Origin of the sequence: Actinacidiphila sp. DG2A-62 (assembly GCF_035825295.1) — a bacterium.
Lineage (GTDB): Bacteria > Actinomycetota > Actinomycetes > Streptomycetales > Streptomycetaceae > Actinacidiphila.
The window spans coordinates 7769732-7795032 of the sequence record NZ_JAYMGI010000002.1; the positions used below are offsets into that span (position 1 = coordinate 7769732).

The window sequence follows — 25301 nt, forward strand, 5'->3', positions numbered from 1 at the left end:
GGCCACCGCGTCCGCGGCCCCGTGGGGCTTCGCGCCCCCCTCCACGTCCGGCACCACGTCCGGCTCCACGTCCGGCACCGGCAGCCCCACGCCCTCGCACCACGCGCGCAGCCGCCCCGGCCCGTCCAGCCGCTCGACCGGCGTGGCGTGCCGGCCGCCGAGCGTCGCCACGAGGTTGAGCGCCAGGCTTCCGGCGTCGAAGCGCAGGTCGGGCACCGGCCCCCCGGAGGCCGGCCCCTCGGCGCCGGCCCCGCGGCGGCCACGGTCGGCTCGCGTGTCGTCATAACCGCTCCGCCGGTTACTCGACCGGGGCCGGAGCGCCCGCCACATACGGGGAGAGGATGTCCGCGACGGCCTTGTTGCGCGGCACCGGGACGCCCGCCTCCCGGCCTAGCCGGGCCACCGCCCCGCTCAGCCACGGCAGTTCGAGCCGGTTGCCCTGGACCAGGTCGCGGTACATCGAGGCCGTCATGGCGGCCGGCAGGCTGTCGCAGAACGCCAGCCGCTCGTCGGCGAACCCCGGGTCCAGGTCCACGCCCCGGGCCCGGCCGACCTCGGCGGCCTCCCGCATCACGTCGTGCAGCAGCGACCGCGCGCCCGGGTCCGAGCGGACCACCCCGATCGGCTGCCGGACGGCGGCGGTGGCCGCCGACAGCCCCACGAGGAACACGAACTTCTCCCAGATCACCCGCTCGATGTCCGGGTGCGCCGCCGCGTCGATGCCGGCGTCCAGACACCGCTGGAGCAGCTCCGACACCCGCTTGCTCGCGGAGCCGTCGAACTCCCCGAACACCAGCTTCTGCAGCGGCGCGTGGTGCTCGACCACGCCCGGCTCGCCGATCGCCGCCGAGATGTAGGACACCCCGCCCAGCAGCGACCGCGGCGGCAGCACGCGGCGCATCACGTCGTCCTTGTCGACGCCGTTCTGCAGCGAGAGCACCGCCGCGCCCGCCTCGGCCAGCGGCAGCACCTGCCGCGCCGCCTCCTCGGTGTCCCACAGCTTGACCGCGACGATCACCAGATCGGCGTGCCCGACCTCCCGCGGTGTGGCCACCACCGCCTCGGACGGCACGGTGACGTCGCCCAGCGGACTGCGCACCCTCAGACCACGGGCCCGGATCGCCTCCAGATGCCGGCCGCGCGCCACCAGGACCGTCTCGCCGGGGCCGCCCGCCGCGGCCAGCCGCGCCCCGAAGTACCCGCCGACGCCCCCCGCGCCCACCACCGCGATCCGCACCGCGGCCCTCCTTCCGTCGAGTGCCGTCACGCCCGTGTCCGGCGTAACCGGTCGGACGGTTACTCTACCCGGCAGAGGGCAGTCGGCAGGGGGCAGTCGGCAGGGGCAGCCGGCACCGGGCGCGCGGCTCCCCGGCCGGCCTCAGAACTCCTCGTGGTGCCGCGGGTCGCCGCCGAGGCGGTGCGGGGTGTGGGAGGCGATCGACGCCATCTCCCGCTCGTCCAGGGTGAAGTCGAAGACCGCCAGGTTGTCCCGCTGGCGGCCGGGGTCGGCGGACTTCGGCAGCGGCACCGCACCCGACTGGACGTGCCAGCGCAGCACCACCTGCGCGGGCGTGCGCTCGTGGGCCCGCGCGACGGCCCGCACCGCGCGGTCCTCCAGCAGGTCGCTGCCGCGCCCGAGCGGGCTCCAGCTCTCCACCGCGATCCCCTTGGCGGCGAGCGCGGCGCGCAACTCCGCCTGCGGGAACAGCGGATGCATTTCGATCTGGTTCACCGACGGCAGCACCCCGGTCTCCCGCTCCAGCCGGTCGATGTGCTCCGCGGTGAAGTTGGAGACCCCGATCGAGCGGACCGCTCCCTCCTCGCGCAGCTTGACCATCGCCCGCCACGAGTCGACGTAGGCGTCGACGCGCGGCAGCGGCCAGTGGATGAGATAGAGGTCCACGTAGTCCAGGCCCAGCCGCTTGCGGGACTGTTCGAACGACCGCAGCGTCTGCTCGTAGCCGTGGTCGCGGCCGGGCAGCTTGGTGGTGACGACGATCTCCTCGCGCGGCACGCCGGCGGCCAGGACGCCGCGGCCGACGCCCGCCTCGTTGCGGTAGTTGGCCGCCGAGTCGACCAGCCGGTAGCCGTGCGCGACGGCCTGCGCCACCGCGCGCTCCGCCTCGGCGTCGTCCATGGGATACGTGCCGAGTCCGAGCGCGGGCAGCGCCGTTCCGTCGTCGAGCGTGTGGAGCGGAGCTGTGGGCATGAGGCGGTTCCCTTGCGTCGCTGCGTTTCGTGCCGGTCCCGCCGCCCCCCGGCAGAACCGGCGATCTTCTGCCCGCCACCCTAGACGCCGCGGCCGGTGGCGCCCGCGGGGCTCGCGGGGCGGCGCGCCGCGGGACGGCGGCGACCCTGGACACGCCTGGGGCCCGAGCGCAGTATGGGAGCGCTCCCATATGCCGTCCCCCCACACCACCGGAGGCATCGATGCGCTCTTCCCCGCCCCGGCCCGTCCCCGGCCGGCGGTCGCGCCCGCCCGCACGCCGCCGTCCCGCCCTGCTGGCCGCGCTCGCCGTGATCAGCGGCACCGCGCTGCTGTGGGCGGCGGCGCAGGTGTCGGCGCCCGCCGCCACCCCGCGGTCCGGCGCGGCCACCTCCCCGGCCGCCGCCCACGCCGCCGCGGCGGCCGGCGCTCCCCGCGCCGCGCACGCCGACGTCGTCGGCAACGCCACCCACTTCGACGGCCTCGGCCAGCCCTACGGCGGCTGCGGCCTGCCGCAGGCCGAGCTGGACTCGCCGGACTTCGTCGCCCTCAACGTCTTCAACACCCCCGGCGACTACGCGAGTTACCCACGTCCGGTGCCGCCCGCCCAGGCCTCGCGGATCGGCGCCTTCGACAACGGCCGCAACTGCGGGCGCTGGGTGCGGGTCACCATCGGCGACTACTGCACCGGGGTCAACGACGGCGCGCCCGGCCAGCCGTTCTGCCGGAACGGCTCGTGGATCCCGGACTCCTACGACGGCGCGACGCTGACCATGCTGGTCGCCGACAGCTGCGCCGACGCCAACGCCTGGTGCCGCGACGACCCGAACCACCTGGACCTGGTGACCTCGTCGCTGGGCCGCTTCACCCAGGGCGGCGTCCCCGTCAGCGGCCTCGCCGACCACTGGAACAACCGGCACGTGTCCTGGTCCTACGTGCCCGCCCCGAACTACAGCGGCGACATCAGGATCGGCTTCCTGCAGGGCGCCCAGCGCTGGTGGGGCGCCGTCGCCGTCTCCCACCTGCCCAACGGCGTCCACGGCGTGCAGTACCTGGCCGACGGGACCTGGCACGACGCGCAGCCGGACAGCGACATGGGGCACGCGTTCGTCCTCGCCCCCACCACCTCCGGCGGCACCGACTTCAGCATCAGGGTCCGCGACGCCTCCGACGCCTACCTCTTCGACGGCCGCGTCTACGACTTCTCGCTCCCGGCCGCCTGCGCGAACTCCTGCTCCGCGCCCTACACCGCGGCGGCCTACACCACGCGGTGACCGGCTCCCGGTCCGGACCGCCGCCGATTTCACGGGCGGCGGTCCGGACCGGGTTCCCTCCGGCCGATCGGCTCGCGGCGTCAGCAGCCGACGGGCGAGGAGCCCACCGCGACGTCGTCGAACCAGAGCGTGTCGTCACCGGTGGCGTAGCTCTCCCAGCCCAGCCGCAGCGCGGTCGGGCGCGGCGGCGTGGTCCGGCTCAGCCACTGCTGGTCGACGTCCTGCGTCGGCACGCCGTCCATGTGCAGGCCCGGCACCTGCTGGCCGTTCAGCCAGGTGTCCAGATGGCCGGACGAGGTGTCGATCGCGAACCGCAGGCACTGCCAACTGCCGGTCGGCAGCGGGCTGCTGAGCGCCACCCCGGCCGGACTCTGGGCCGGCAGGGTGGCGTCGTCGGTCTCCCGGTTCCACTGCAGGGCGCCGTTCTGGCCGCCGATCCGCAGCGCCCGGCCGCCCTGCGAGGAGTCCGGCATCGACACGAAGGCCACGTGCGAGGTCGGCAGCGCCGTGGTGTGGCGCACCCACAGCCGCACGTAGACCACCGGGCCGACGGTCGACAGGTCGTGGGTGGAGGCGACGAAGGCGTGGTTGCAGTAGCCCGCCTTGCCGTCCACCCGCAGCGACTTGTTGCCGGTGTGCGCGACCGCGGAGTCCACCGTGACGGTGCCGGTGCCCTGGCAGTCCGGCGCGGTGAACTGCCAGTCGCCCGACGGCGTGCCGCCCGACTGGTCCTCGAAGCCGGAGCAGATCACCGCGCTGCCGCAGTCCGCGGGCGGCGACGTCGGGGGACTGGTCGGCGGCGAGGTGGGCGGCGAGGTCGGGGGAGAGGTCGGGGGAGAGGTGGGCGGCGTGCCGCCGTCGCAGGGCGCGCCGCCCAGGGTGAACGCGCTCGGCGCGGGGTCGGCCGACTGCCAGGTGCCCTGGAGGCCGAAGTCCACCGAACCGCCGGTGGCCAGCGTGCCGTTGTACGCGGCGTTGACCGCGGTGACGGCGGCGCCGCTCTGGGTGACGGTGGCGTTCCACGCCGAGGTGACGTGCTGGTCGCCGCCGTAAGTCCAGCCGAGCTGCCAACTGCTCACCGCCGGGCCGAGGTTGGTCAGCCGGACCTGCGCGGTGAAGCCGCCGGCCCACTCGTTGACGGTGTAGGTCACCGAACAGCCGCCGGTCGCGGCGGCCCCGCTGGCCGGGATCGCCGCCGCCGCGGGCACGAACAGGGCCGCCGCGGCGAGCAGCAGCAGCCACAGGCGCGGGCGGCGGGGTAAGCGCGACCGGAGCCGGTCGCGTGCGGTACGCATGTGCGCCTCCTGGGATGTGGGGAATGGGAGCGCTCCCACATATGAGAGCGAGCCCGGGGCGCACTGTCAATCCCGGCGACCGCGCGAGGAGGCTCCGGGCGTTGCCCACACGACGCGGGGGCGGCGGCCCGCCGGCCGCCGCCCCCGTGGACCGCCGTGTGCTCAGCCCTTGCTCGACCCGAGCGCCAGGCCCGCGATGAACTGCTTCTGCAGCAGGATGTAGACCACCAGCGTCGGGATGGCGGCGATCATCGCCGCCGCCGCGATCAGGTTCTGGTTGCTGACGAACTGCCCCTGGAGGTTGGCGAGGGCCGAGGTGACCGGCCGCTTGTCGCCCGACGACATCAGGGTGATGGCCCAGAAGAAGTCGTTGTAGATCCAGGTGGTGAGCAGGGTCGCGAGCGCGGCCAGGGCCTGCGCACAGCGGCACGGTCAGCCGCCAGAAGCGCGTCCACAGGCTCGCGCCGTCCACCAGCGCGGCCTCGTACATCTCGCCGGGGATCGACTTCATGTAGTTGCTCAGCACGAAGACGCAGAAGCCCAGTTGGAAGGAGACGTTGATGACCACGAGGCCGAAGATGGAGTTGTACATCAGGCCGCTGCTGCTGACGAAGTGCGGCAGGGTGATCTTCAGGTAGATGCGGTACAGCGGGGTGATGATCACCTGCTGCGGCAGCAGGTTGCCGGCCGTGAACAGGATCAGCAGCGCGACGTTGACCTTCACGTTGACCCGGGTGAGCACGAACGCCACGCCGGAGGCGAGCGCCAGCACGATGATCACCGCGGGCACGGTGATCAGCACCGAGTTCCAGAAGAAGTGCGGCATGTCGGACTGGGTCCACGCCTCACGGAAGTTCTGGAAGGTCAGGTGGTGCGGCATCGACACGTAGCCGTACTTGCGGGTGTCGGAGTACGGCCGGACCGCGACGTAGAGCGCGAACAGGATCGGCAGCACCCACAGCACCGAGGCGACGATCAGGAACACCTGGGAGGCGACCTTGCCCCACGGCTTCGGCTTGACGCCCGGTCGGCCGGCGCGCGGCGCGGCGGTGGTCCCCACCGCGGCGCCGGGAAGGGTCTCGGAACTCAACTTGACTCCTCCCGGCGGAACGTCTGGTACAGGAAGATCGAGATGGGCACCAGCGAGATCACCAGCAGCACCACGCCGAGCGCCGAGCCGAAGCCGACCCGCTGCGTCTCGCCGACGATGTTGGTGGTCACCAGGACGGACAGCAACTCCAGTCCGTTGATGCCCTTGTTGGTGATGTACACCAGGTCGAAGGCTCTCAGGCTCTCGATGACGGTGACGACCATGATGACGATGTTGATCGGCTTCATCACCGGGAAGACGACCCGCCAGAACGTCTGCCAGGGGTTCGCGCCGTCGACCAGCGCGGCCTCGCGCAGGCTCGGGTCCACCGCCTTGAGGCCGGCCAGGTAGAGGATCATCACATAGCCGGCCTGCCGCCAGGTCGCCTCCAGCAGCACCGCCCACAGGTTCAGATGGGGGTTGCCGAGCCAGTCGATGGCGTTGTCGTTGTGGTTGCGGCCGATCACCGTGTTGATCAGGCCGTAGTTCTGGGAGTACACGAACTCCCAGATGATGCCGATCAGCGCCAGCGACAGCATCACCGGCAGGAACAGCAGGCTCTGGTAGATCCGGGTGCCGCGCAGGCCCCGGTCCAGCAGCACCGCGAAGAGCATGCCGAGCGGGGTGGCGATCACCACGAAGACCGCGAGCCAGATCAGGTTGTGCCGGACCGCGGGCCAGAACTCGGGGTAGATCGTCGCGGCCTGGTGGTAGTTCTGCACGCCGTACCAGCAGCCGTTGTTGAGGATCGACGGCATGTTCGGCTGACACGTCTTGGTGTGCAGGCTGCCCACGCCGTTCCACTTGGTGAACGACAGCAGCACCGTGCCCACCGCGGGGAACCACACGAAGGCCAGGTCCAGCAGGAGCGGGATGCCCAGCAGCAGCGCGACCACCACGCGGTCGCGGACGGTCATATGGCGCATGCGGCGACGGCGGCGGGCCGGGGCCCGGTCCTTCTCGGACCGGGCCCCGGCCGCCGCCGGGTCGTGCACCTGGGAGGCGGAACTCATCAGGAGTAGATCGCCTTCGCCTGGGACTCCGCGCTCTTCTGCAGCGAGGCGATGTTGCTCGTGCTGGGGTCGTCGATGAACTTCTGGCAGATCGAGATCATCGCGTTGGCCATCGCCGGGTCGGAGTCGCGGTCCATGAACTGCGCGACCGACTTGCACTTGGCGATCTCGGTGACCGACTTCTTCTGGATCGCGTTGTAGGTGGGCACCTGCAGGCCGGTGACCAGGCCGACGTCCCACTGGTCGGACTTCAGGTACGCCGACTCGGCCGGGCCGGTGCCGATGTACTCCAGGATCGCCTTGGCGGCGTCGGTGTTCTTGGCCTTCTTGCTCAGCATGAAGCCGTCGGTGGGGGCGTCCATGTAGTCCTGGCCCCACTGCGGGTTGATCGCGGGGAAGGTGAAGAAGTCCAGGTCGTCCAGGTTGGCCTTGTCGGTGACGTACTGCGCGGCCACCTGGTTGGTGCCCTGGAACATCATGCCGGCCTGCTTGGCCTCCAGCGCCTTGGTGGCGTCCTGCCAGATCCGGCCGTTGGCGCCGCTCTGCAGGTAGGGCATGATCTCGGCCCAGTGCTGGAAGACGGTGTGCACGCCCTGGTCGGTCCAGGGGATCTCGTGCTTCATCAGCTTGATGTGGTAGTCGTACCCGTTGATCCTCATGTTGAGGATGTCGAAGGTGCCGAGCGCCGGCCAGCCGTCCTTGTCCGCGAACGCGATCGGGATCAGGCCGTCGGACTTCATCTTCTTGGCGAGCTTGACGTACTCGTCCCAGGTGGTCGGGATCTCGTAGTGGCGCTTGGCGAACTCGCTCTTGTTGTAGAAGACCACCCACGGGTAGTTGTAGATCGGCACCAGGTACTGGTGGCCGTCCAGGCCCGTGGACAGCTGCTTGGCGGGCGCGCTGAAGCTGCCGCCGATCTTCTCCCAGACGTCGTCGATCGGCTCGACCAGGCCCTGCGCCGCGAAGTACTGCATCCGGTAGCCGGCGAACCAGGTGAACAGGTCGTCCGGGGTGCCCTGCAGATAGCTGGTGATGTTCTGCTGGAAGGTGTTGTGGTCAACGGTGTTGATCTTGACCTTCACCTTGGTGCTCGCGGTGGCCGCGGTGGTCAGCGACGCGAAGGCGGCCTTCGGCGCGGGGTCGGAGTAGTTCGACCCGAAGGTCACCGTGCTGCCCGCGACCGGCTGGGAACTGCCGCCGCTCTTCTTCTTGTCGTCATCGCTGGAGCTACAGGCGGTGAGGAGCCCTCCGGAGACCGCGGCGAGGCCCGCGGCCCCGGCCACCCCCCTGAGTACGTTCCTGCGCGACGCGGACAGGCTGTGTGCCGTGCTGCCCGACGACTCGACGTCCGACATGGTGCCTCCATGTGTGTGTGGGCGTTACTGGGGGGCCGAAGGCGAAATGCTGGCGGATTCGGGAGGTTTCTGGGCGGCTCCAGCACCGATCCGTTTCCAACAGAAGTCACCAAGATGAAACGCCATCGCAACTGCAGGGTAGTTCTACGCCACATGCCCAAGGTCGTCAACGTTCCGATGAAGATGCGTTGCCGGACCGTGATGTGCAGGAGGTGTTGGAACATGTTCGCTTCCGGTCGATGGTGCCGCCCTGCGGCCGACGCCCCCAACGTACCGGCCGACACCCCGCCCACTCAGGAGGGACGCGGCCCTCGCGGGCCGGTCCGGGTGGCGTGAAACCTGCCCCGCAACCCGCGGAGGGTGCCGCGCGTTGGAGGATGGGCCGGGGGTCCGCCCCCGGCCCGACGCCTCGTCCGAAAGGCTCCCATGAAAGCTGAAACGCGCCCGTCCGCGGCCCACTCCCGCATCCTCGGCGTCGGGGCGTACCGACCGCGCCGCGTCGTGGACAACGAGGAGGTGTGCCGCACCATCGACTCCTCCGACGCGTGGATCCGCAGCAGGACCGGCATCGTCAGCCGCCGCTGGGCCGGCCCCGACGAGACGCTGGGCGTGATGGCCGAGCAGGCCGCGAGCAAGGCGGTGGCCGCCGCGGGCCTCACCCCCGAGGACATCACCTGCGTCATCGCCGCGACCTTCACGCACCTGATGCAGACACCGGCCGTCGCCACCGAGATCGCGCACCGGGTCGGCGCGACCCGCGCGGCCGGCTTCGACGTCTCCGCGGGCTGCGCCGGCTTCGTCCACGGCGTGGTGCTCGCCTCGGACATGGTGCGCGCCCGCGGCGGCCACGTCCTGGTGGTGGGCGTGGAGCGGATGTCGGACATCCTGGATCTCACCGACCGCTCCACCGCGTTCATCTTCGGCGACGGCGCCGGCGCGGTGGTCGTCGGGCCGGCCGAGGAGCCGGGCATCGGCCCCGCGGTGTGGGGCGCGGACGGCTCGCAGGCGGACGCGATCCGGCAGAGCGTGCCCTGGGACACCCTGAAGAAGGACCCCGGCCACCCCTTCCCCGCACTGCGCCAGGAGGGCCAGCGGGTCTTCCGCTGGGCGGTCTACGAGATGTCCAAGGTCGCCCGCCAGGCGCTGGACGCGGCCGGGGTGGCCCCCGGCGAGCTGCAGGCGTTCGTCCCGCACCAGGCCAACGAGCGAATCATCGACAGCATGACCAGGGCCATCGGCCTGCCGCCGGGCGTCGCGGTCGCCAAGGACATCGTCACCAGCGGCAACACCTCGGGCGCGTCGATCCCGCTGGCGATGGACGCGCTGCTGTCCTCCGGGCAGGCCGCCTCGGGCGACACGGCGCTGCTGCTCGGCTACGGCGCGGGCCTGTCGTACGCGGCGGTCGTGGCGACGCTGCCCTGATGACGACCGGCGGGCGGGGTCCGTGACGGTACGCGCGCGGCGGGGCGCGCGGGACCTAGATGAGTAAGTCCGAAGTCTGGGGGTTAGTGGTCGTAGGCGATCAGTGATCTGGTGATGGGGCTTCCGGTGTTGCGGTTGTGCCAGATGGCGGTGGTCAGGGCGAGGATGCGTTGGCCGATGCGGGCCAGGACTCCTTCTGGTGTTCTGGCGCCGTGGCGTTCGAGGTCGAGTTGGCCTTTGAGGGTGTCGTTGACGGACTCGATGAGCTGCCGGATCGGCTTGAGCAGGTGCTCGTCGGGGCGGGGTTTGCGGTTGCGGTAGCTGGGTCTGATCAGGGTCGGGCCCAGCTGCGCCAGGTGGGCGTCGAGCTGGTGGGAGACGTAGCCCTTGTCGCCGATGATGGTCTGCCCGGGGTGGGTGGCCGGCAGGTCGGGGTCGCGGGTGAGCATGTCGGCCAGGATTTCGCGTTCGTCGACCTTGGGGTTGGCCAGAGCCCAGGCGATGGGCAGTCCGCCGGGGGTGCACATCAGGTGCAGACGCAGGCCCCAGAAGAACCGTGAGTGCGAGGGGCAGTAGCCGTAGCCGGCCCATCCGGCCAGGTCGGAGCGTTTGGCCGTCGGGCGGGAGCGGGCGCATTCCACCGGTGTGGAGTCCACGACCCACACGTCGTCGTGCCACAGGTCGCTGTCGCGGGCCAGTGTGCGGATGAAGCGGCTGATCAGGGTGTTCGCGGCGCGTAGGCGTTTGTTGTAGCCGGACTGGCCGGGCAGGTAGGGGAACTCGGCCGACAGGTGGGTGCGGGTGTAGCGCAGCCATCTGGCCTCGGAGACGAAGCCGAGCAGTGCCTGCATGACCGCCAGCGTCAGCAGTTCGGCGTCCGACAGTCGGGGCGGGCGTCCTGAGCGCCGCGATCCTGCCAGACAGTCATCGATCTTCACGTAGAGTGCTGTCGCGAGGGCCTTGAGGTTTGTCGTCACACACAAACAACGAGGCCCTCGCGCCTTTGCACCCTGAAGACTTCGGACTTACTCATCTAGCCCGCCGCCGCGCCGAGGGCCTCCTCCAGCCGCGGCCCGGCGAACGTGCGCACCCACGCGGTGTGTTCCGCGCCGTACTCCCGCGGCACCACCTCGACCAGCATGATCAGGTACAGATAGCACCGGTAGAGCGCTATCCGGCGCAGCGCCCCCGCGTCGAACACGGTCCGCCCGCCGCCGGCACCGTAACCGGCCAGGAACGCCGGATCGCGCTCGGCGTCGGCGGCGAACAGCGACAGCGACGCGAAGTCGGCCAGCGGATCGCCCCAGAACATCCGCTCGCCGTCGATCAGGCCGCTGATCTCCCGCCGCCCGGCCGGGCCGTCCACCAGGACATTGCCCGGCCACAGGTCGAAGTGCACCAGCGCCGGCGTGGTCACCTCCGCCAGCAGCGGCGTTGCGGCCGCCAGCGCCGCGCGGACCCGCGCGGCCGGCCGCGGCAGCCACGCGCCGTACCGCTCCGCGTCGTCGAGCACCGCCCCGGTCATCGCGGCGAACGCCTCGGCCCAGCGGCCAGGCGCACCGGTGCTCCGCGACGGATAGCCGACGCCCGGGCCCGCGACGCCGTGCAGCCGCGCCACCATCCGCCCCAGCGACTCCCGCAGGCGGTCCCGCTCCCGTTCCTCCATGCCGTCGGCCGCGGACCACCAAGTGACGCCCGGCAGATGGGTCATCAGCGCGAAGGGGACGTCGTCCGCGGCGGTGTTCGTGGCGGTGTTCGTGGTGGTGTCCGCGGCGGTGTTCATGGCGAGATCCGCGGGTGCGTCCACGTCGGCGTCCGCTTCGGCGCCCGGCGCGAGGTCGCCCCGCGTGTGCAGCACCCGCGGGGCGGGCACGCCGACCGTGGCCGCCGCGGCGTAGAACAACGCCTCGCCGTGCAGCAGGCCCCGCTCGTAACGCAGGCCGGGCGCGCCGAGCGGCGGCGGGATTTTGAGCACCAGGCGCTCGCCGCCGGTGAGTTCGACGGCGGCAAGGGTGTTGTAGGTGCCGCCGGAGAGCGCGGTGACGCGGGCGACGCGGTCGCCGGCCGCGCCGCCGAGGACGCCGGAGGCGGTCAGCCGGGCGATCGCCGCGCCGATCCGCGGATCGCCCGCCTGCCCGTCCGCCGGCTCGTCCGCCGGCTCGTCCTCGTCCGCCTGCCCGTTCTCGCCCGCCTGCCCGTCCACGCCTGCCCGGTCGTTCTCGCCCGCCGGGTCGTTCTCCTCGGTCCGCGTGTCCGCGCCCATGCGCCCCCGCCCCTCCCGTGCCCGCCGCGCTCCGTCCCCGTGCCCGCGCGCGGCCGTCGCGGCGGCCCGCGGGCGAGCGCCACCCTACGTCGGGCGCGGGCCGTGGGCGTACGGCGGCCGGGTGCATTTTCGCGCCCGGGGGAGGGGACGGCCGAGGAAGCGGACATGAGGTAGGTAATACGACTAATGCCGCTCAGGTGGAGGAAGGAGCGCCATGGCCCACGGCCAGATCTCCGAGGTGGAGCAGGACGATCCCGAGGCCGAGGGCGCCCCCGGCGCTTCCCGGCGGCGCAGACGCCTGCTCCCCTGGAAGCACCGCCGCGACCTGACCACCGCCCAGCTGCGCCGCCGCAAGCTCACCACCCGCGGCGTCCTCGGCGTGTGCGTGGTCTGCGCGGGCGCCCTGGGCTGGTCCGTCGGCAAGGCGCTCACCTATCCGGGCAAGGACAGCACCCAGGCCCGCCTCGCCGAGTGGGCGCGCGACCACGAGCTGGGTTTCGTCGTCGACCAGTTGGAGAACTGGCAGTACGAGATGAACCCGCCCAGGGTCGGCGGCAGCCTGTCCGCCGACGCGCTGGCCCGGATGAACGACACCGCGCCCGCCACCCCCTCGCCCGCGCACGTCGCCGCCGCGCCCCTCGTACCGCTGCGCGCCCCCATGAAGCCGCTGGTCAGCCCGGCGCTCCCGGGCGAGGGCGTCTACCGCACGCTGGCCACCGCGCACGACCAGCCCATCGTCCAGGGCACCTATGTGCGCCCCGACGCCGAGCACACCTCGTACGAGGCCGCCGTCGCGTGGATCAGCGGGAAGTACGCCCGCTTCCAGCTGCACCCCGGCGCGCGGGAGCCCGGCGGTGACTTCGACGTGCCCCCGACCATCCCCGAGGGGCAGCGCACCGGCCTCGTCGCCACCTGGAACGGCGGCTTCCGCGTCACCGACGGCGGCTCGCGCGGCGGCTTCTACCTCGACGGCAAGACGTCCGGCGAACTGCGCGACGGCGCCGCGTCCGAGGTCTTCTACCGCGACGGCTCGATCAGGATCGGCCAGTGGGGCCGCGACGTGTCCATGACCCCGGACGTGGTCGGCGTCCGCCAGTGCCTGGAGCTGATGGTCGACGGCGGCCGGGTCGTCCCCGACATCGACGACGACTCCAAGTGGGGGGTCAGCGACCAGAGCCGCATGTTCGTCCAGCGCTCCGGCGTCGGCGTCACCGCCCAGGGCGACGTCATCATGGTCGTCGGCCAGGCGCTGTCCGCCCGCACCCTGGCCGAGCTGATGCAGCGCGCGGGCGCGGTACGCGCCATGCCGCTGGACATGAACCGCGCCTGGCCCTCCTTCATGTCCTACGACGCGAGCCGCGACCCCTCGAACCCCAAACCCACCAACATCCTCGACTTCGAGGACCCCCCGGACCGCTACTACGTCACCGCGACCCGGGACTTCGTGGCGGTGTACGCGCGCTGAGCGGTGTACGCGCGCTGAGCGGCGGGTGCGCCGGGTGCGGCGGTGCGGTGGGTGCGGTGGTGCGCCGGGCGCGGTGGGTGCGCGGCGGCTCAGGCGGCGAGGGCGGCCGTGCGGGCGACGGCCTCGCCCCTGGACCGCCGCGGGCGCGGCGCGGGGGCGAGCCCGCGCCCGGCGTGTCCGGGACGCCCGGCCGTGGCGCGCCGGTCTACAGGCGCGGGGCCGACGCCGTCGCCGCCGCGCCGGTGCGCCGCCCTCCCGGGGCCGCGGCCTCCGCGAACGCGCGGATCCTCGCGTTCGCGCGCGAGGCGCGCCACACCGGACCCCAGTCCAGCGGCGGCGTGTCGTGGAACGGCACGAACGCCACGTCGGGCCGCACATGGGCGCGCGTCGCGTGCGCACCGACCGGGAACACACCGTGCCCCGCGCCGACCAGCGCCAGCACCTCGCCGAAGGTCGCCGCGGACCGGCCCTCGGCGATCGCCCGGCCGCCCGGCGTCACCCGGGGCGACCCGGGCTCGCGCCAGTGGTCCGGCAGCGAGCACGGCGCCTGCAGCACCTCGGCGTGCGCCAGGTCCTCCACGGACACCGAGGCGCGCCGCGCGAGCGCGTGCCGCGCGGGCACCGCGAGCACGCGCGGCTCCGACAGCACCACCGATCCGTTCGCCAGGTCGGGCCCGGCCACCGGCAGGCACGCGATCAGCACGTCCAGCGCGTCCGCGCGCAGCCGCTCCAGGGCCTCGCCCATCCGCACCTCGCGCACGCTCACCTCGCAGCCTGGGTGGCGCAGCCGGAACGCCTCGGTGGCGCCCGCGAGCACCGGCCCCTCGGCCGGTCCGACGAAGCCGACGCGCAGCGTCCCGGTCACCCCGCGCCCCGCCGCGACCGCCGTCGCCAGCGCCGCCTCCAGCCGCTCGAACGCCGGCCGCACGTCCTCGTGCAGCCGCCGCCCGATCGGCGTGAGCCGCACGCCCTGGCTGCTGCGCTCGAACAGCGGCGCGCCGACCCGGCGCTCCAGCTTCCCGATCACCTGGCTGACGTGCGCCGTCGTCACCCGCAGCCGCAGCGCGGTCCGGCCGACGTGCAGCTCCTCGGCCAGCGTCAGGAACGCCTCGATCTCGTGTCGCTCCATGCCGGCCTCCGTCCATGAGCCGAGGGCGGTCCCGGGCGGTCGCCCTGGACGCGGGTGCGAGTGGTCCGACCATTAAATCCCACGTAACGATCAGCCTGCCAACGCCAATTGGCCCGCCCGCCGTCCGTAACCCCGCGCGCCCACCGACCGCCCGCCGTCCGTAACCCTGCGCGCCCACGCCGGCCCGACGCGGCCCGCGCGCGCACCTGCGTCACCGGTTTCCGCGCGGCGGCCGTGACGTCATACGCTCGGAAGATGGCCGATCCCCAGCCCGCCGCCGAGCCGGCGGCCCCCGTCCGCGTGGACACCTGGATCTGGTGCGTCCGCCTCACCAAGTCCCGCTCGCTCGCCGCGTCCGCCTGCCGCGCGGGCCACGTACGCGTCAACGGCGAGCGGGTGAAGGCCGCCCAGCAGGTCAAGCCCGGCGACGAGGTGCGCCTCTTCCACGCCGGGCGCGAACGCGTCGTGGTCGTGCGCCGGCTGATCGCCAAGCGGGTCGGCGCGCCCGTCGCCGTCGAGTGCTACGTCGACAACAGCCCGCCCCCGCCGCCGCGCACCGACGCGCTCGCGATGGGCGTGCGCGACCGGGGCGCCGGCCGCCCCACCAAGCGCGACCGCCGGGCGATGGAGCGCCTCCAGGGCCGTATGCGCTGACGATCCACCGAAGACGCGGTGGAGCCGGCCAGGCCCCTCCGACCGTGCGGTGCGGGTCCGGTCCGGCGGGGTGGTGCGGGTCCGGTCCGGCTGTCCGGTACGGCTGTCCGGTACGGGTCCGGTCCGGCGGGGCGGGCGCGACGGGCGTCCGGGCGTCCGGGCCCCGCGGTCCGGGTCAGTACGACTGGAACTCCAGCAGGCGGCCCTCGGGGTCGCGGACGTGGGCGGTCCGCAGCGTCGGGCCCCACTCCGGCCGGGCCGCCGGGGGAGCGACGGGCGCGGCGCCGTGCCGCAGGCACAGCTCGTACGCCTCGGCGACGTCCGTCACCCGGCTGACGAGCATCGCCGTGTCCTGGGCCGGCGGCGCCTGCGCGGGCAGCGCCCGTGTCCCGGCGACCGCGGCCATCGCCGCGCGATCGAGCAGCATCACCGCGCCCTGGTCGCCCACGTCCCAGCTCGCGTACGGCCCGGCGGCGTCCCCGGAGGAGCGGACCGCGCCGATCAGGGGCGGCAGCACCGCGTCGTAGAAGCGGAAGGCTGCCGCGAAGTCGGCGGTGAGCAGGCGGGGGTGGAGCGCGTCCACGGAGATCCCTTCGGTGGCGGTGGCGGTGGCGGTGGCAGTTGCGGTGGCGGGCGGGGCAGCCGGGGCCGTGACTCGCGGGGCGGCCGTGCGCGCGGCGGCAGCGGTGGGCCCGTGCTCGGCGGGTGCGTGCATTGATGGGTGCGCACCCATCATCGGTCCGACCCTACAATGTTGTCCATGGACGACGCGACGAGGGCGGCGCCGCCGCCGACGCTGACCGGGCTGACCGCGTACCTGCTGTCGCGGACCGGGAAGGCGGCCCGCGGCGCCGTCGCGGCGGACCTCGGCGCGGAGGGGCTGCGGCTGTGGCACGTCGCGGTGCTCGCCGCCCTCGCCGACTTCGGCCCGCACGTCCAGCGCGACCTGTCGGCGCGACTGTCGATCGACCGCAGCGACATGGTGAAGATCGTGGACGACCTCACCGCGTGCGGCTGGGCGGAGCGGACCCGCGACGCGGGCGACCGCCGCCGCGTCACCGTCACCCTCACCGCGGACGGCCGCGCCGCCCTGGCCGCCCGCCGGGACCGCATCGCGGCCGTGCAGGACCGACTCCTGGCGCCGCTGGACGCGGGCGAACGCGCCCAGCTGCACGCGCTGTTGGAACGGGTCCACACGGGCATCGCGGCAGCCGCCGCCCCGGCGGGTCCCGTCATCGCCTCGGCCGGCCCGGCAGACCCCCCGGCCGGTCCCGCGGCCTCTTCGGCCGACCCCGCCGCCGCCGTGGCCGGCCCCGCGGACGCCTCGCGGCGCGGTGGCGCGTCCTCCGGCGAGCGCGGTGATCGGCGCGCCGGCACGTCTCCACACCCTGGTGAGCGCTCTCCCAGCCGCTCGCCGCGCGCCCGCCCCTCGCCGCCATAAACTTGCGGTGCTAGTTTCCCAGTCGGGTCCCGACCGACCGCGCCGCGCGTCCGGCCGGGACCCGGAGGCCGCCCGGCGCGACCCGCCGCGCGCGGCCACCGCGCGCCCGCCGCACACCACGCGCCGGCGCACCCGCGTCCGACCCGCCGCACGCCCGCCCGACCAGGAGCCAGCCATGCGCCCAGTCCACTTCGCCGCGGCCCGCCGCACCCCCATCGGCAAGCTCCGTGGAGCGCTCTCCACGGTCCGGCCCGACGACCTCGCCGCCACCGTGCTGCGCGGCCTGCTCGCCGACGTGCCGTCCCTGGACCCGGCCCGCATCGACGACGTCTACTGGGGCGCGGCCAACCAGGCGGGCGAGGACAACCGCAACGTCGCGCGGATGGCGGTGCTGCTGGCCGGACTGCCCGACAGCGTTCCCGGCGCGACCGTCAACCGGCTGTGCGCCTCCGGCATGGAGGCCGTCACCTCCGCCGCCCGGATGATCGCCTCCGGCGAGGCCGACGTCGCCGTGGCGGGCGGCTCGGAGTCCATGAGCCGGGCCCCCTTCGTCCTGGCCCGCCCCGACGAGGCGCTCCCACGCGCCCTGCAGACCCACGACACCCGCCTCGGCTGGCGGCTGACCCATCCGCGGATGCCGGAACTGCACGGCGTGCTCTCCATGGGCGAGACCGCCGAGGAGGTCGCCGACCGCCACCGGGTCTCGCGCGCCGACCAGGACGCCTTCGCGCTGCGCTCCCACCGCAACGCCGCCGCGGCCCGCAAGGACGGACTGTTCGACGCCGAGATCCTCCCGGTGACCCGGCCGGACGGCGTCGTCGTCACCGTCGACGAGTGCGTCAGGGAGGACACCACCGCCGAGCGCCTCGCCTCCCTCCAACCGGTCTTCCGCGACAACGGCACCGTCACCGCCGGCAACGCCTCGCCCATGAACGACGGCGCCGCGGCCCTGCTGCTGGTCAGCGAGGAGGCGCTGCACGACCTCGGCCTGGAGTCCCTGGGCCGCTACGCCGCCGGCGCCAGCGTCGGCGTCCACCCCGACGTCATGGGGATCGGCCCGGTGCCCGCCACCCGCAAGGTCCTCGCCCGCCTCGGCCGGCAGGTGGACTCGGTGCAGGAGGCCGAGGTCAACGAGGCGTTCGCCGCCCAGGCCCTGGCCTGCGTCCGTGAACTCGGCATCGACCCCGACCTGGTCAACCCCACCGGCGGCGCCATCGCCCTCGGTCACCCGCTCGGCTGCTCCGGCGCCCGCATCCTGACCACGCTGCTGCACCGGATGCGCCGCACCGGCGCCCGCCGGGGCCTGGCCACGATGTGCGTGGGCGTCGGCCAGGGCGCCGCGGTCCTGGTCGACCGCGACTGACCCCCGGCCGGCACCGCGAGCGGCCGGCCGCGCCCCCGAGGGCAATATCAAGGGTTGGCCGCCGCCGTGGCGCGGTGCGAGTATTCCGTTGTGCCGCATCCCGAGATCCGCCACGCCACCCGCCGGGACCCGCGATGACCGCCCCCGCGCCGCCCGGCGCGCGGCTGCTCGCGATCAGCGACCTGCACGTCGGCTACGACGACAACCGCGCCATCGTCGAACGGATGCGGCCCGGGCACGACGGCGACTGGCTGATCGTGGCGGGCGATGTCGGAGAGCGCTTCACCGACATCGTGTGGGCGCTGACCCAGCTCAAACGCCACTTCGCCGAGGTCCTGTGGCTGCCCGGAAACCACGAGCTGTGGACCCCGCCGGGCGACCCCGACCTGCGCGGCCAGGCCCGCTACGACGCCCTGGTGCGGGAGCTGCGCGGCCTCGGCGTGATCACCCCCGAAGACCCCTACCCCCTCTGGGAGGGCCCCGAGGGACCGGTCGCCGTCTGCCCCTTGTTCCTGCTCTACGACTACACCTGGCGCGACGGCACCCCGGGCGCCGCCGACAAGGAACAGGCCCTGGCCCACTCCCGCGAACTGGGCGTGGTCTGCACCGACGAGCACCTGCTGCACCCCGACCCGCTGCCCGGCATCGACGACTGGTGCCGCGCCAGGGTCGCCGCGACCGCCGCCCGGCTGGACGCCCTCGACCCCGCGCTGCCCACCGTGCTCGCCAACCACTGGCCGCTGCACCGCGAACCCACCGAGGTGCTGCGCTACCCCTCCTTCGCCCTGTGGTGCGGCACGGAGCTGACCGAGGACTGGCACGTGCGCTACCGCGCCACCGAGGTCGTCTACGGCCACCTGCACATCCCCCGGGTCATCTGGCGCGACGGCATCCGCTTCACCGAGGCCTCGCTCGGCTACCCCCGCGAGTGGGGCGCCCGCGCCATCGGCCCGCAGGGACCCCGGCTGATCCTGCCCGGCCGCCTCGGCGCCCGCCGGTGATCGAGCACCTGGTGCCGCCCTCGGTGCGCACCCGCGCCGCCTACGGCGCCGAACTCGACACCGCGCCCCTGCACCCCGAGGAGGCCCCGGCCGTCGCCCGGGCCGTCCCCAAGCGCCGCGCCGAGTACGCCGCGGGCCGCGCCTGCGCCCGCGGCGCGCTGCACGACCTCACCGGCCGCCCCCCGGGCCCCGTCCTGCGCGACGCCGAACGCGGCGCGCCCCGCTGGCCCGACGGCGTCGTCGGCAGCATCACCCACTGCGACGGCTACCGCGCCGCCGCGGTCGCCCGCCACACCGACGTCCTCGCCCTCGGCATCGACGCCGAACCCCACGCCCCGCTGCCCGGCGGCGTCCTCGACGTCATCCTCGCCACCGGCCCCGAACGCGCCGCGCTCGACGCCCTCACCGCCCGCGCCCCGCACGTGCACTGGGACCGGCTGCTGTTCAGCGCCAAGGAGACCGTCTACAAGGCGTGGTACCCCTACCACCGCCGCATGCTCGGCTTCACCGAGGCCGAACTCACCTTCACCCACGACGAGTTCCCCGACAGCGAGTTCCCCGACACCGACACCGCCGACGGGCCGCGCGCGGGGACCCAGCGCGGCACGTACACCGCACGGCTGCTGATCCCCGGGCCGCTGCTCGCCGACGGCATCGGACCCGACGTCTTCACCGGCCGCTGGATCGTCCGCGACGGACTGCTGGCCACCGCGATCGCCGTGCCCGCCACCGGCGCTACGCCGACTCCCGCACCACCAGCGTCGTCTTGAAGATCACCGAACGCGTCGGCTGAGCCGGGTCGTCGACCTGCGCCATCAGCAGCCGGGCCATCTCCGCCGCCATGTCCTCCACCGGCTGGCGGACCGTGGTCAGCAGCGGCCGCGACGCCATCGCCGCGCTGCTGTCGTCGAAACCGACCACCGCCACGTCCTGCGGCACCCGCTTGCCCAGGTCCCGCAGCACCAGCAGCGCCCCCTGCGCCATCAGGTCGCTGGCGACGAACACCCCGTCGGTCTCCGGATGCTGGTCGAGCAGCTGACGCATCGCCCGCTCGCCGCCCTCCTGGGTGAACCCGCCCTCGACGCTGGGCACGTACGGCTGACCGTGCTCGGCCATCGCGTCGCGGAACCCGGTCAGCCGGTCCCGGCCGGCCGCCGAGTCGTACGGCCCCGCGATCGTCGCGATCCGCCGGCACCCCCGCTCCACCAGCCGGTCCGCCGCCAGCCGCGCCCCGGCCTGCTGCGCGATGTCCACGAAGCTGATCGGCAGCGGCGTGGTCGGCCGCGCGAACACCACCGTCGGCACGCCCGCCTCGGTGAGCAGGAACGGCAGCGAGTCGCCCGGCGCTATCGACACCAGCACCACGCCGTCGATGTGCTCCTGCCGCAGCCCCGCCACCATCGAGCGCCGTGCCTCCTCGGAGTCCGCGAGCATCAGCACCGGATGAACCCCGCGCGGCCGCAGCACCGTCAGCAGACCGCCGACGATCCGCCCGAAGAACGGGTCGCTGAACACCCGCCCCATGAACGGATCGTCGGCCGTGTGGTGGTCCGGCACCGAGAACACCAGCGCCACCGCATCGGTGCGCCGGGTGACCAGGGAACGCGCCGCGCGGTTCGGCACGTACCCCGTCGCCTGCACGGCCTCCTGGACGACCCGCTGGATCTCCGGGTCCACGTTCCGGGTGCCGTTCACGACCCGGGAGACGGTCGCGCGCGACACACCCGCGCTGCGCGCGACGTCTTCCAAGGTCGGCAGGCGTGGCCGGCTGCTGGTCATACGGCAGTTATACCACGCAGGAGAGCGCTCTCCCGGGCCCGTTCGCTACGCATACACCCCCAACTCGTACAGGGAGTACCCGTACGTGGTACCCCGCTGCGTCATGGTGACGCGCACGTAGCGGCCCGAGCCGTTGACGTCCAGGGTGTCCACGCCCCCGGTGCCCGAGGTCGTCGAGTACAGCGTGGACCACGTGTTCCCGTCGTCCGAGACCTGCACCTGGTACGCCTTGCCGTACGCCGACTCCCAGCCCAGCTGCACATGCTTGACCGCCGTCGTGCGACCCAGATCCACCTGCACCCACTGCGGGTCGCTCCAGTCGCTGGCCCAGCGGGTGTCCCACTTGCCGTCCACCGTGTTCGACGGCGGGTACGGCGCCCCGTTGCCCGTCGCCTGGTACGACGAGGCCGTCGCCGGCCTGCCCAGCGCCACGTTCGTCCCGCTCACCGGCGGCGCCACCACCCGGAACGACCGCGTCTCCACGCCCACGTTGCCGTGCCCGTCGAAGGCGTACACGTACACCTTCCACACCCCGAGGGTCTTCGGCGCGGTCGCGGTGAAGACACCGTCGCCGCTCTGGGTGAAGTCCACCTGCCGCAGCCCGGTCCCGCCGTCCACGTACTTCGAGGTGTACATCAGCGTGTACCGCACCAGGTCGCCGTCGGGGTCGGTGGCCGGCGCGGTCACCGTGAACGTGCCGCCGGCCGGCACCGAGGAGGTGCTGCTCAGCGTCATCGACCCGATCACCGGCGGGGTGTTGGACTGCGCACTGCCCCCGTAGGCGTGCGCCACCGAGTAGTACGTCGGCTGCCGCCAGCCCTCCGGCGTCAGGTTGAACCAGATCCCGCCGAAGTCGTTCTCCTCGCCGTAGTTGAACATCGTCGCGCCCAGCGCCACCCCGGTGTGCCCGGCGATGCAGTTCCAGGCGCTGGTGTAGCCGTCCCGCTTCTGCGTCTCGCTCGGCTCGGTCGGGACGCCGTTGGCGTCGGCGGGCACCTCCCACTCGCCCGGCTCACCGGACTCGGTCACGATGTACGGCTTGGTGTAACCGCCGTTCACCCAGTCCTGCTTGACGTTGCACACCGCGCCGTAGGCGTTCACCGCGTACAGGTCGAGCGACGGCGTGTACTGCTTGTAGTACGGCCACGCCCCCGTCCACGCGTCGGTGGACGTCACCGGGTGGTTGGGGTCGATCGCGTGGATCGCCTGCACCACCTGCTCCACGTACTTGGCGTACGCGATCCGCTCCTGCTCGATCTGGTCGCCGGAGTAGTGGTCCTGCGTCGTCAGGATCACCTCGTTGCCCACGTCCCACATCAGCACGCCCGGATGGTTCTTGTACGTGGTCACCCAGTTCTTGATGTCGTTCAGCGTGTTCGTCTTGTACGTCGTGTCGTTGACGTAGTCCGCGCCCTGGTTGAGCCAGAACCCGTTGACCACCTTCAGCCCGTACGCCGCGGCCGAGTCCAGCAGTGGCTTGCTGCTCGCGTCGGTGCCCCAGGTGCGCACGGTGTTCACGCCCATCGACTTCAGGTCCCGCATGTGCGCGTCCGCGGTGGCCGTCGACGGGCCCCACGTCACGCCCTTGACCTGCCACGGCTTGCCGTCCACCGTCAACTGCCAGTTGCCCTGCGAGCCGGTCACGTGCACGGTGCTCGCGCCCGAGGGCACCGGCGGGTCGCTCAGCGGCGCCGGCGCGGTCCCGGTGTTCTGCGCCACGGTGACGCTGTCGATGCTCAACACGCCCCCGGAGGAGGTGTCGTCGGCCGGCGAGGTGCACCCGCACACCGCGTTGGGGTACGAACCGCCGATCCGCAGGCTGAAGTCGAGGTACACCCCGTGGTCCACCGCGGCCCGCCAGGTCGCGGTCCCCACCTGCGACTCGCTGACCTGCCAGATCTGCTTGCCGTCGAGGTAGTAGCGGATCTGCTCGTCGGACGTGGTGCGGTCCACGACCTCGGAGTACGTGTGGTAGCCGCTCTGGCAGCCTGCGCAGGTCGCCAGTCCGCTCGTCATCCCGTTGTACTCACGGCAGTTGCCGTTCGGCGCGGTGCCGCAGTGCAGCGTCGCCGAGAGCTGGTTGCGGCCGTTGACGTCCTCCATGATGTCGCTCTCGCCGACGGCGGGCCACGTCGTGGTGTCGCTCTTGTACGCCGCGCCCATCGCGCGGAACGACGGCCAGTAGCCCAACGCCTTCGCCGGCGCGGGCTGCTTGAGCACGGCGGAGATCTGGAGCTGGCCGCCGGCCGGCGCGGCGAAGTCGCTGCGCTTGGTCTCGATCCGCGCGGAGGTCCAGGACGTGCCCGACTTCAGCGCGGTGATGTTGAGGTGACCGGAGCCGTCGAGGCCCACGTTGGCCGGGGAGTCGGTGGCCGTCTCCACCTCGCCGGTGCCCCACTGGGCGGCGCCGCCGGGATAGGACGTGCCGGTGTCGAGCTGCCAGTCGGCGGTGTTGGGGCGGGCGCCCGACGAGCCGTTGAAGTCGTCGCTCCACACCGTGGTCCAGTTGCCGGGCGGCGTCGAGCCACCGGTCGAACCGCCGGTGGAGCTGCCGCCGGTCGAACCGCCGTTCGTGGTGCCGCCGTTGGTCGTGCCGCCGTTGGTCGTGCCGCCGGAGGTCCCGGTGCCGGGCGTGCCGTAGACCTGGAACTCCCAGAGGGAGTAGCCGTACCCGCCGGGCCGCTCGGTGCCGTACATGCGGACGTAGCGGCCGGAGCCGCTGACGGCGAGCGTCTGGGTGCCGCCGGTGCCGGACGTCGTGGAGTAGACGTCGGTCCAGTTCGTGCCGTCGTTCGACGTCTGGATCGTGAACGACTTCGCGTACGCCGCCTCCCAGGTGAGGACCACGGAGGTGACGGTGTCGGTGGCGCCGAGGTCGACCCGCAGCCACTGCGGGTCGCTCCAGGCGCTGGCCCAGCGCGTGCCGGGATCGCCGTCGACCGCGTACGCGGCGGCGTAGCCGGCGCCCTCGGACGAGGACGCGGTCGCGGGCTTGCCCTGCGACAGCAGGCTGTCGGCGGCGTGCGCGCGCGAGGCGGGCACGGCCAGCGCGTACACCGCCAGACCGGCGGCGAGCAGCGCGAGCAGCACGGCGCGCAGCGGCGGGGGGAGGGAACGGGCACGGCCGGGGAGGACTTGCATCGCGGTCTCCTGCGAGGGGGGAAGGGGGAAGAAGAGGGTGTGCGTCGGGGAGTGGGCGAGTGGGGGCTCGGAACGGAGTCGCGCGGGGGGTCGTGGGGGTGTGAGGGTCGTGTTGTCCTGTCCGGGGGCTTCCGGGGTGGTGGGAGAGCGCTCTCCGTCGGCCCCGATGGTTGCCGCTGGATTTCCGGGGTGTCAAGGGATCGGACGCGAGCGGCGGCGCGCGGACGGGCTTTGCGGACGAAACGGTGACGACTCGGCCGGCGATCGTCGACGGTCGTGCGGGGGTGCTGTCCCGGGTGACGGGTGGCGGGGTTGACAGCGTGTCGGTCGACGGCCGAAAGTGAGGCGTTCGGAGAGCGCTCTCCCGTCGATCTGCGGCGGCAACCGTCCGCTCCGCCGACGACTCCGCGGGTGGGGCCGCGGGCCGCCGACGGGGCCGCTGCCGCGCGAGGCAGGTCGCGGCCGCGTCCTGGTCCCGGTCCCGCGGGGCCGACGACGTCGGCCGTGACCGCCTCGGTCCGCCTCGGTCCGCGGCGGTCCGCGGCACGCGGTCCCGGCCGGGACGTCCGTGCCGGGTCCCGGTCGGGTCGGCGTGCCTGCGGCACCCGCGGCGTCGCGGAGGCCGCGCGGCGGGGCGACCGGGCCCGCGGTCGCTGCGTGGGCGACCGCGCGGGCCGTCACGAGGCCGCGCTGCGGGGGCCGTCCGTGTCCCCGTGCGCGCGGGGCGCGCGGCCGTCGCGCACGTCGCGGCGCACCGCGACCGCCCTCAGCCCTCCGACGCCGCTTCGCCGTTCCGCTGCTCAACCGCCCAGTGCCCGGGGCGTGTCCGCGGCCCCGTGCCGTTCGCCCGCCGGGCGGACGGGACGGCGCGGGCCCTCCCCGGCCCCTGCTCCCGTACCCGAAGGGACCCCCATGACGGACGCCGCCGCGGTCGCGGCCGCCGACGACGCCGACGACTCCGAGCCGCCGACCCCGCCCGCCGCGGGCCCGGCGCAGGACCCCCCGCCGGAGCGCGCCCCCGACGCCGCCCGCGCGGGCTCCTCGCGGGCCCCCGCGCAGGACGGCCCGGCGGTCCTGGCGAACCCGGCCGCCCCCGCCGCCTCCGGCGGCGCGGTCCCGGGCGTGGGCGCGGGGGACACCCCGTTCCGCGCCCCGGTCCCGGGCGCCACGGCCGCGCCGGCTGCCGCCTCGCCTACGGCCGGGCCGGCGGCAGCCCGGCGCGCCGGCGCGGGGAGCGCCGCGGACCCGGGGCGGGCGCGGGCGCGCAGGGACGCGCCTGCTGGGATCGACGACGCCGTCGCCGACGCCGAGGCAGCGGAGGCGGCTGTGTCCGCGGGCAGTGCGTCGGACGCGGTTCCGGCTGGGAGCGCCGCCCCTGCCGGGGGTGTCGGGGACGCCGGGGATGCCGGT

19 protein-coding genes and 2 pseudogenes are annotated in these 25301 nt (G+C 73.7%); 8 read left to right on the forward strand and 13 right to left on the reverse strand.

Annotated features, from left to right (window positions below; genetic code table 11):
• Nucleotides 1–298: 298 nt before the first annotated feature.
• Together VSR01_RS34280 and VSR01_RS34285 are read right to left on the reverse strand one after the other, a co-directional pair.
• Entirely contained in the window at nt 299–1267 is a 969-nt protein-coding gene (locus VSR01_RS34280) for a ketopantoate reductase family protein (RefSeq protein ID WP_326452873.1), read from the reverse strand.
• A gap of 111 nt (nt 1268–1378) precedes the next feature.
• Nucleotides 1379–2209 carry an aldo/keto reductase gene (locus VSR01_RS34285; RefSeq protein WP_326452874.1) on the reverse strand — a complete coding sequence of 277 codons (831 nt, stop codon included), beginning with the start codon at nt 2207–2209 and terminating at the stop codon, nt 1379–1381.
• A 221-nt stretch (nt 2210–2430) separates the two neighbouring features.
• Between VSR01_RS34285 and VSR01_RS34290 the strand changes: the two genes are divergently transcribed.
• Nucleotides 2431–3480: a cellulose-binding protein gene (locus tag VSR01_RS34290; RefSeq protein WP_326452875.1), complete on the forward strand. Its 1050-nt coding sequence runs from the start codon at nt 2431–2433 to the stop codon at nt 3478–3480.
• A gap of 80 nt (nt 3481–3560) precedes the next feature.
• Here VSR01_RS34290 and VSR01_RS34295 read toward each other — a convergent pair whose 3' ends face one another.
• The 4 genes and pseudogenes from VSR01_RS34295 to VSR01_RS34320 form a co-directional block, all read right to left on the reverse strand.
• Nucleotides 3561–4775: a cellulose binding domain-containing protein gene (locus VSR01_RS34295; RefSeq protein ID WP_326452876.1), complete on the reverse strand. Its 1215-nt coding sequence runs from the start codon at nt 4773–4775 to the stop codon at nt 3561–3563.
• Between the two features lie 162 nt (nt 4776–4937).
• Nucleotides 4938–5865: pseudogene (locus tag VSR01_RS38100) on the reverse strand (carbohydrate ABC transporter permease).
• A complete protein-coding gene (locus VSR01_RS34315; protein WP_326452879.1) occupies nt 5862–6878 on the reverse strand; it encodes a carbohydrate ABC transporter permease in 1017 nt (338 codons plus the stop codon). The pseudogene VSR01_RS38100 and the gene VSR01_RS34315 overlap by 4 nt, the downstream one beginning before the upstream one ends.
• Nucleotides 6878–8233, reverse strand: coding sequence for an ABC transporter substrate-binding protein (locus VSR01_RS34320; RefSeq protein ID WP_326452880.1), 1356 nt, complete (start codon nt 8231–8233; stop codon nt 6878–6880). Before VSR01_RS34320 ends, VSR01_RS34315 begins: the two co-directional genes overlap by 1 nt.
• Before the next feature lie 426 nt (nt 8234–8659).
• Between VSR01_RS34320 and VSR01_RS34325 the strand changes: the two genes are divergently transcribed.
• Nucleotides 8660–9655 (forward strand): beta-ketoacyl-ACP synthase III, encoded by a 996-nt coding sequence (locus tag VSR01_RS34325; RefSeq protein ID WP_326452881.1) that lies wholly within the window; start codon nt 8660–8662, stop codon nt 9653–9655.
• An 83-nt stretch (nt 9656–9738) separates the two neighbouring features.
• Here the strand turns inward: VSR01_RS34325 and VSR01_RS34330 are convergent, their stop codons facing one another.
• Nucleotides 9739–10632: an IS982 family transposase gene (locus tag VSR01_RS34330; RefSeq protein WP_326451486.1), complete on the reverse strand. Its 894-nt coding sequence runs from the start codon at nt 10630–10632 to the stop codon at nt 9739–9741.
• A 56-nt stretch (nt 10633–10688) separates the two neighbouring features.
• Entirely contained in the window at nt 10689–11918 is a 1230-nt protein-coding gene (locus tag VSR01_RS34335; protein WP_326452882.1) for a phosphotransferase family protein, read from the reverse strand.
• Nucleotides 11919–12132: 214 nt separating this feature from the next.
• Between VSR01_RS34335 and VSR01_RS34340 the strand changes: the two genes are divergently transcribed.
• Entirely contained in the window at nt 12133–13383 is a 1251-nt protein-coding gene (locus tag VSR01_RS34340) for a phosphodiester glycosidase family protein (protein ID WP_326452883.1), read from the forward strand.
• A 205-nt stretch (nt 13384–13588) separates the two neighbouring features.
• On the opposite strand, the gene VSR01_RS34345 is transcribed toward VSR01_RS34340, so the two are convergent.
• Nucleotides 13589–14512 (reverse strand): LysR family transcriptional regulator, encoded by a 924-nt coding sequence (locus tag VSR01_RS34345; protein ID WP_326452884.1) that lies wholly within the window; start codon nt 14510–14512, stop codon nt 13589–13591.
• A 255-nt stretch (nt 14513–14767) separates the two neighbouring features.
• On the opposite strand from VSR01_RS34345, the gene VSR01_RS34350 reads away from it, so the two are divergent.
• The gene (locus VSR01_RS34350) at nt 14768–15166 is read left to right on the forward strand and encodes an RNA-binding S4 domain-containing protein (RefSeq protein ID WP_326452885.1); all 399 of its coding nucleotides are present in this window, start codon (nt 14768–14770) and stop codon (nt 15164–15166) included.
• A gap of 175 nt (nt 15167–15341) precedes the next feature.
• Here VSR01_RS34350 and VSR01_RS34355 read toward each other — a convergent pair whose 3' ends face one another.
• A complete protein-coding gene (locus VSR01_RS34355; RefSeq protein ID WP_326452886.1) occupies nt 15342–15749 on the reverse strand; it encodes a VOC family protein in 408 nt (135 codons plus the stop codon).
• Between the two features lie 177 nt (nt 15750–15926).
• Here VSR01_RS34355 and VSR01_RS34360 point away from each other — a divergent pair, with 177 nt between their 5' ends.
• The 4 genes from VSR01_RS34360 (at nt 15927) to VSR01_RS34375 (ending at nt 19741) form a co-directional block, all read left to right on the forward strand.
• Nucleotides 15927–16607 carry a MarR family winged helix-turn-helix transcriptional regulator gene (locus VSR01_RS34360; protein WP_326452887.1) on the forward strand — a complete coding sequence of 227 codons (681 nt, stop codon included), beginning with the start codon at nt 15927–15929 and terminating at the stop codon, nt 16605–16607.
• A 175-nt stretch (nt 16608–16782) separates the two neighbouring features.
• A complete protein-coding gene (locus VSR01_RS34365) occupies nt 16783–17970 on the forward strand; it encodes a thiolase family protein (RefSeq protein WP_326452888.1) in 1188 nt (395 codons plus the stop codon).
• Nucleotides 17971–18104: 134 nt separating this feature from the next.
• Nucleotides 18105–18971: a metallophosphoesterase family protein gene (locus tag VSR01_RS34370; protein WP_326452889.1), complete on the forward strand. Its 867-nt coding sequence runs from the start codon at nt 18105–18107 to the stop codon at nt 18969–18971.
• Nucleotides 18968–19741 (forward strand): 4'-phosphopantetheinyl transferase family protein, encoded by a 774-nt coding sequence (locus tag VSR01_RS34375; RefSeq protein ID WP_326452890.1) that lies wholly within the window; start codon nt 18968–18970, stop codon nt 19739–19741. Before VSR01_RS34370 ends, VSR01_RS34375 begins: the two co-directional genes overlap by 4 nt.
• Here VSR01_RS34375 and VSR01_RS34380 read toward each other — a convergent pair.
• The 3 genes and pseudogenes from VSR01_RS34380 to VSR01_RS38110 form a co-directional block, all read right to left on the reverse strand.
• Nucleotides 19707–20750, reverse strand: a complete 1044-nt coding sequence (locus tag VSR01_RS34380) for a LacI family DNA-binding transcriptional regulator (RefSeq protein ID WP_326452891.1) — start codon at nt 20748–20750, stop codon at nt 19707–19709. The two genes, VSR01_RS34375 and VSR01_RS34380, sit on opposite strands and share 35 nt — an antisense overlap.
• Nucleotides 20751–20795: 45 nt before the next feature.
• Entirely contained in the window at nt 20796–22469 is a 1674-nt protein-coding gene (locus VSR01_RS38105; RefSeq protein ID WP_442785737.1) for a discoidin domain-containing protein, read from the reverse strand.
• Nucleotides 22470–23411: 942 nt separating this feature from the next.
• A pseudogene (locus tag VSR01_RS38110) lies at nt 23412–23891 on the reverse strand (discoidin domain-containing protein); the annotation flags it as partial.
• Nucleotides 23892–25301: the final 1410 nt, after the last annotated feature.

What these genes read in the sequence shown, in the direction of transcription:
- VSR01_RS34350 (WP_326452885.1), top strand. Translation starts at nt 14,768, where the DNA reads ATGGCCGATCCCCAGCCCGCCGCCGAGCCGGCGGCCCCCGTCCGCGTG.
- VSR01_RS34365 (WP_326452888.1), top strand. Translation starts at nt 16,783, where the DNA reads ATGCGCCCAGTCCACTTCGCCGCGGCCCGCCGCACCCCCATCGGCAAG.
- VSR01_RS34380 (WP_326452891.1), bottom strand. Translation starts at nt 20,750, where the DNA reads ATGACCAGCAGCCGGCCACGCCTGCCGACCTTGGAAGACGTCGCGCGC.
- VSR01_RS34360 (WP_326452887.1), top strand. Translation starts at nt 15,927, where the DNA reads ATGGACGACGCGACGAGGGCGGCGCCGCCGCCGACGCTGACCGGGCTG.
- VSR01_RS34295 (WP_326452876.1), bottom strand. Translation starts at nt 4,775, where the DNA reads ATGCGTACCGCACGCGACCGGCTCCGGTCGCGCTTACCCCGCCGCCCG.
- VSR01_RS34285 (WP_326452874.1), bottom strand. Translation starts at nt 2,209, where the DNA reads ATGCCCACAGCTCCGCTCCACACGCTCGACGACGGAACGGCGCTGCCC.
- VSR01_RS34325 (WP_326452881.1), top strand. Translation starts at nt 8,660, where the DNA reads ATGAAAGCTGAAACGCGCCCGTCCGCGGCCCACTCCCGCATCCTCGGC.
- VSR01_RS34290 (WP_326452875.1), top strand. Translation starts at nt 2,431, where the DNA reads ATGCGCTCTTCCCCGCCCCGGCCCGTCCCCGGCCGGCGGTCGCGCCCG.
- VSR01_RS34320 (WP_326452880.1), bottom strand. Translation starts at nt 8,233, where the DNA reads ATGTCGGACGTCGAGTCGTCGGGCAGCACGGCACACAGCCTGTCCGCG.
- VSR01_RS34370 (WP_326452889.1), top strand. Translation starts at nt 18,105, where the DNA reads ATGACCGCCCCCGCGCCGCCCGGCGCGCGGCTGCTCGCGATCAGCGAC.
- VSR01_RS34340 (WP_326452883.1), top strand. Translation starts at nt 12,133, where the DNA reads ATGGCCCACGGCCAGATCTCCGAGGTGGAGCAGGACGATCCCGAGGCC.
- VSR01_RS34345 (WP_326452884.1), bottom strand. Translation starts at nt 14,512, where the DNA reads ATGGAGCGACACGAGATCGAGGCGTTCCTGACGCTGGCCGAGGAGCTG.
- VSR01_RS34335 (WP_326452882.1), bottom strand. Translation starts at nt 11,918, where the DNA reads ATGGGCGCGGACACGCGGACCGAGGAGAACGACCCGGCGGGCGAGAAC.
- VSR01_RS34315 (WP_326452879.1), bottom strand. Translation starts at nt 6,878, where the DNA reads ATGAGTTCCGCCTCCCAGGTGCACGACCCGGCGGCGGCCGGGGCCCGG.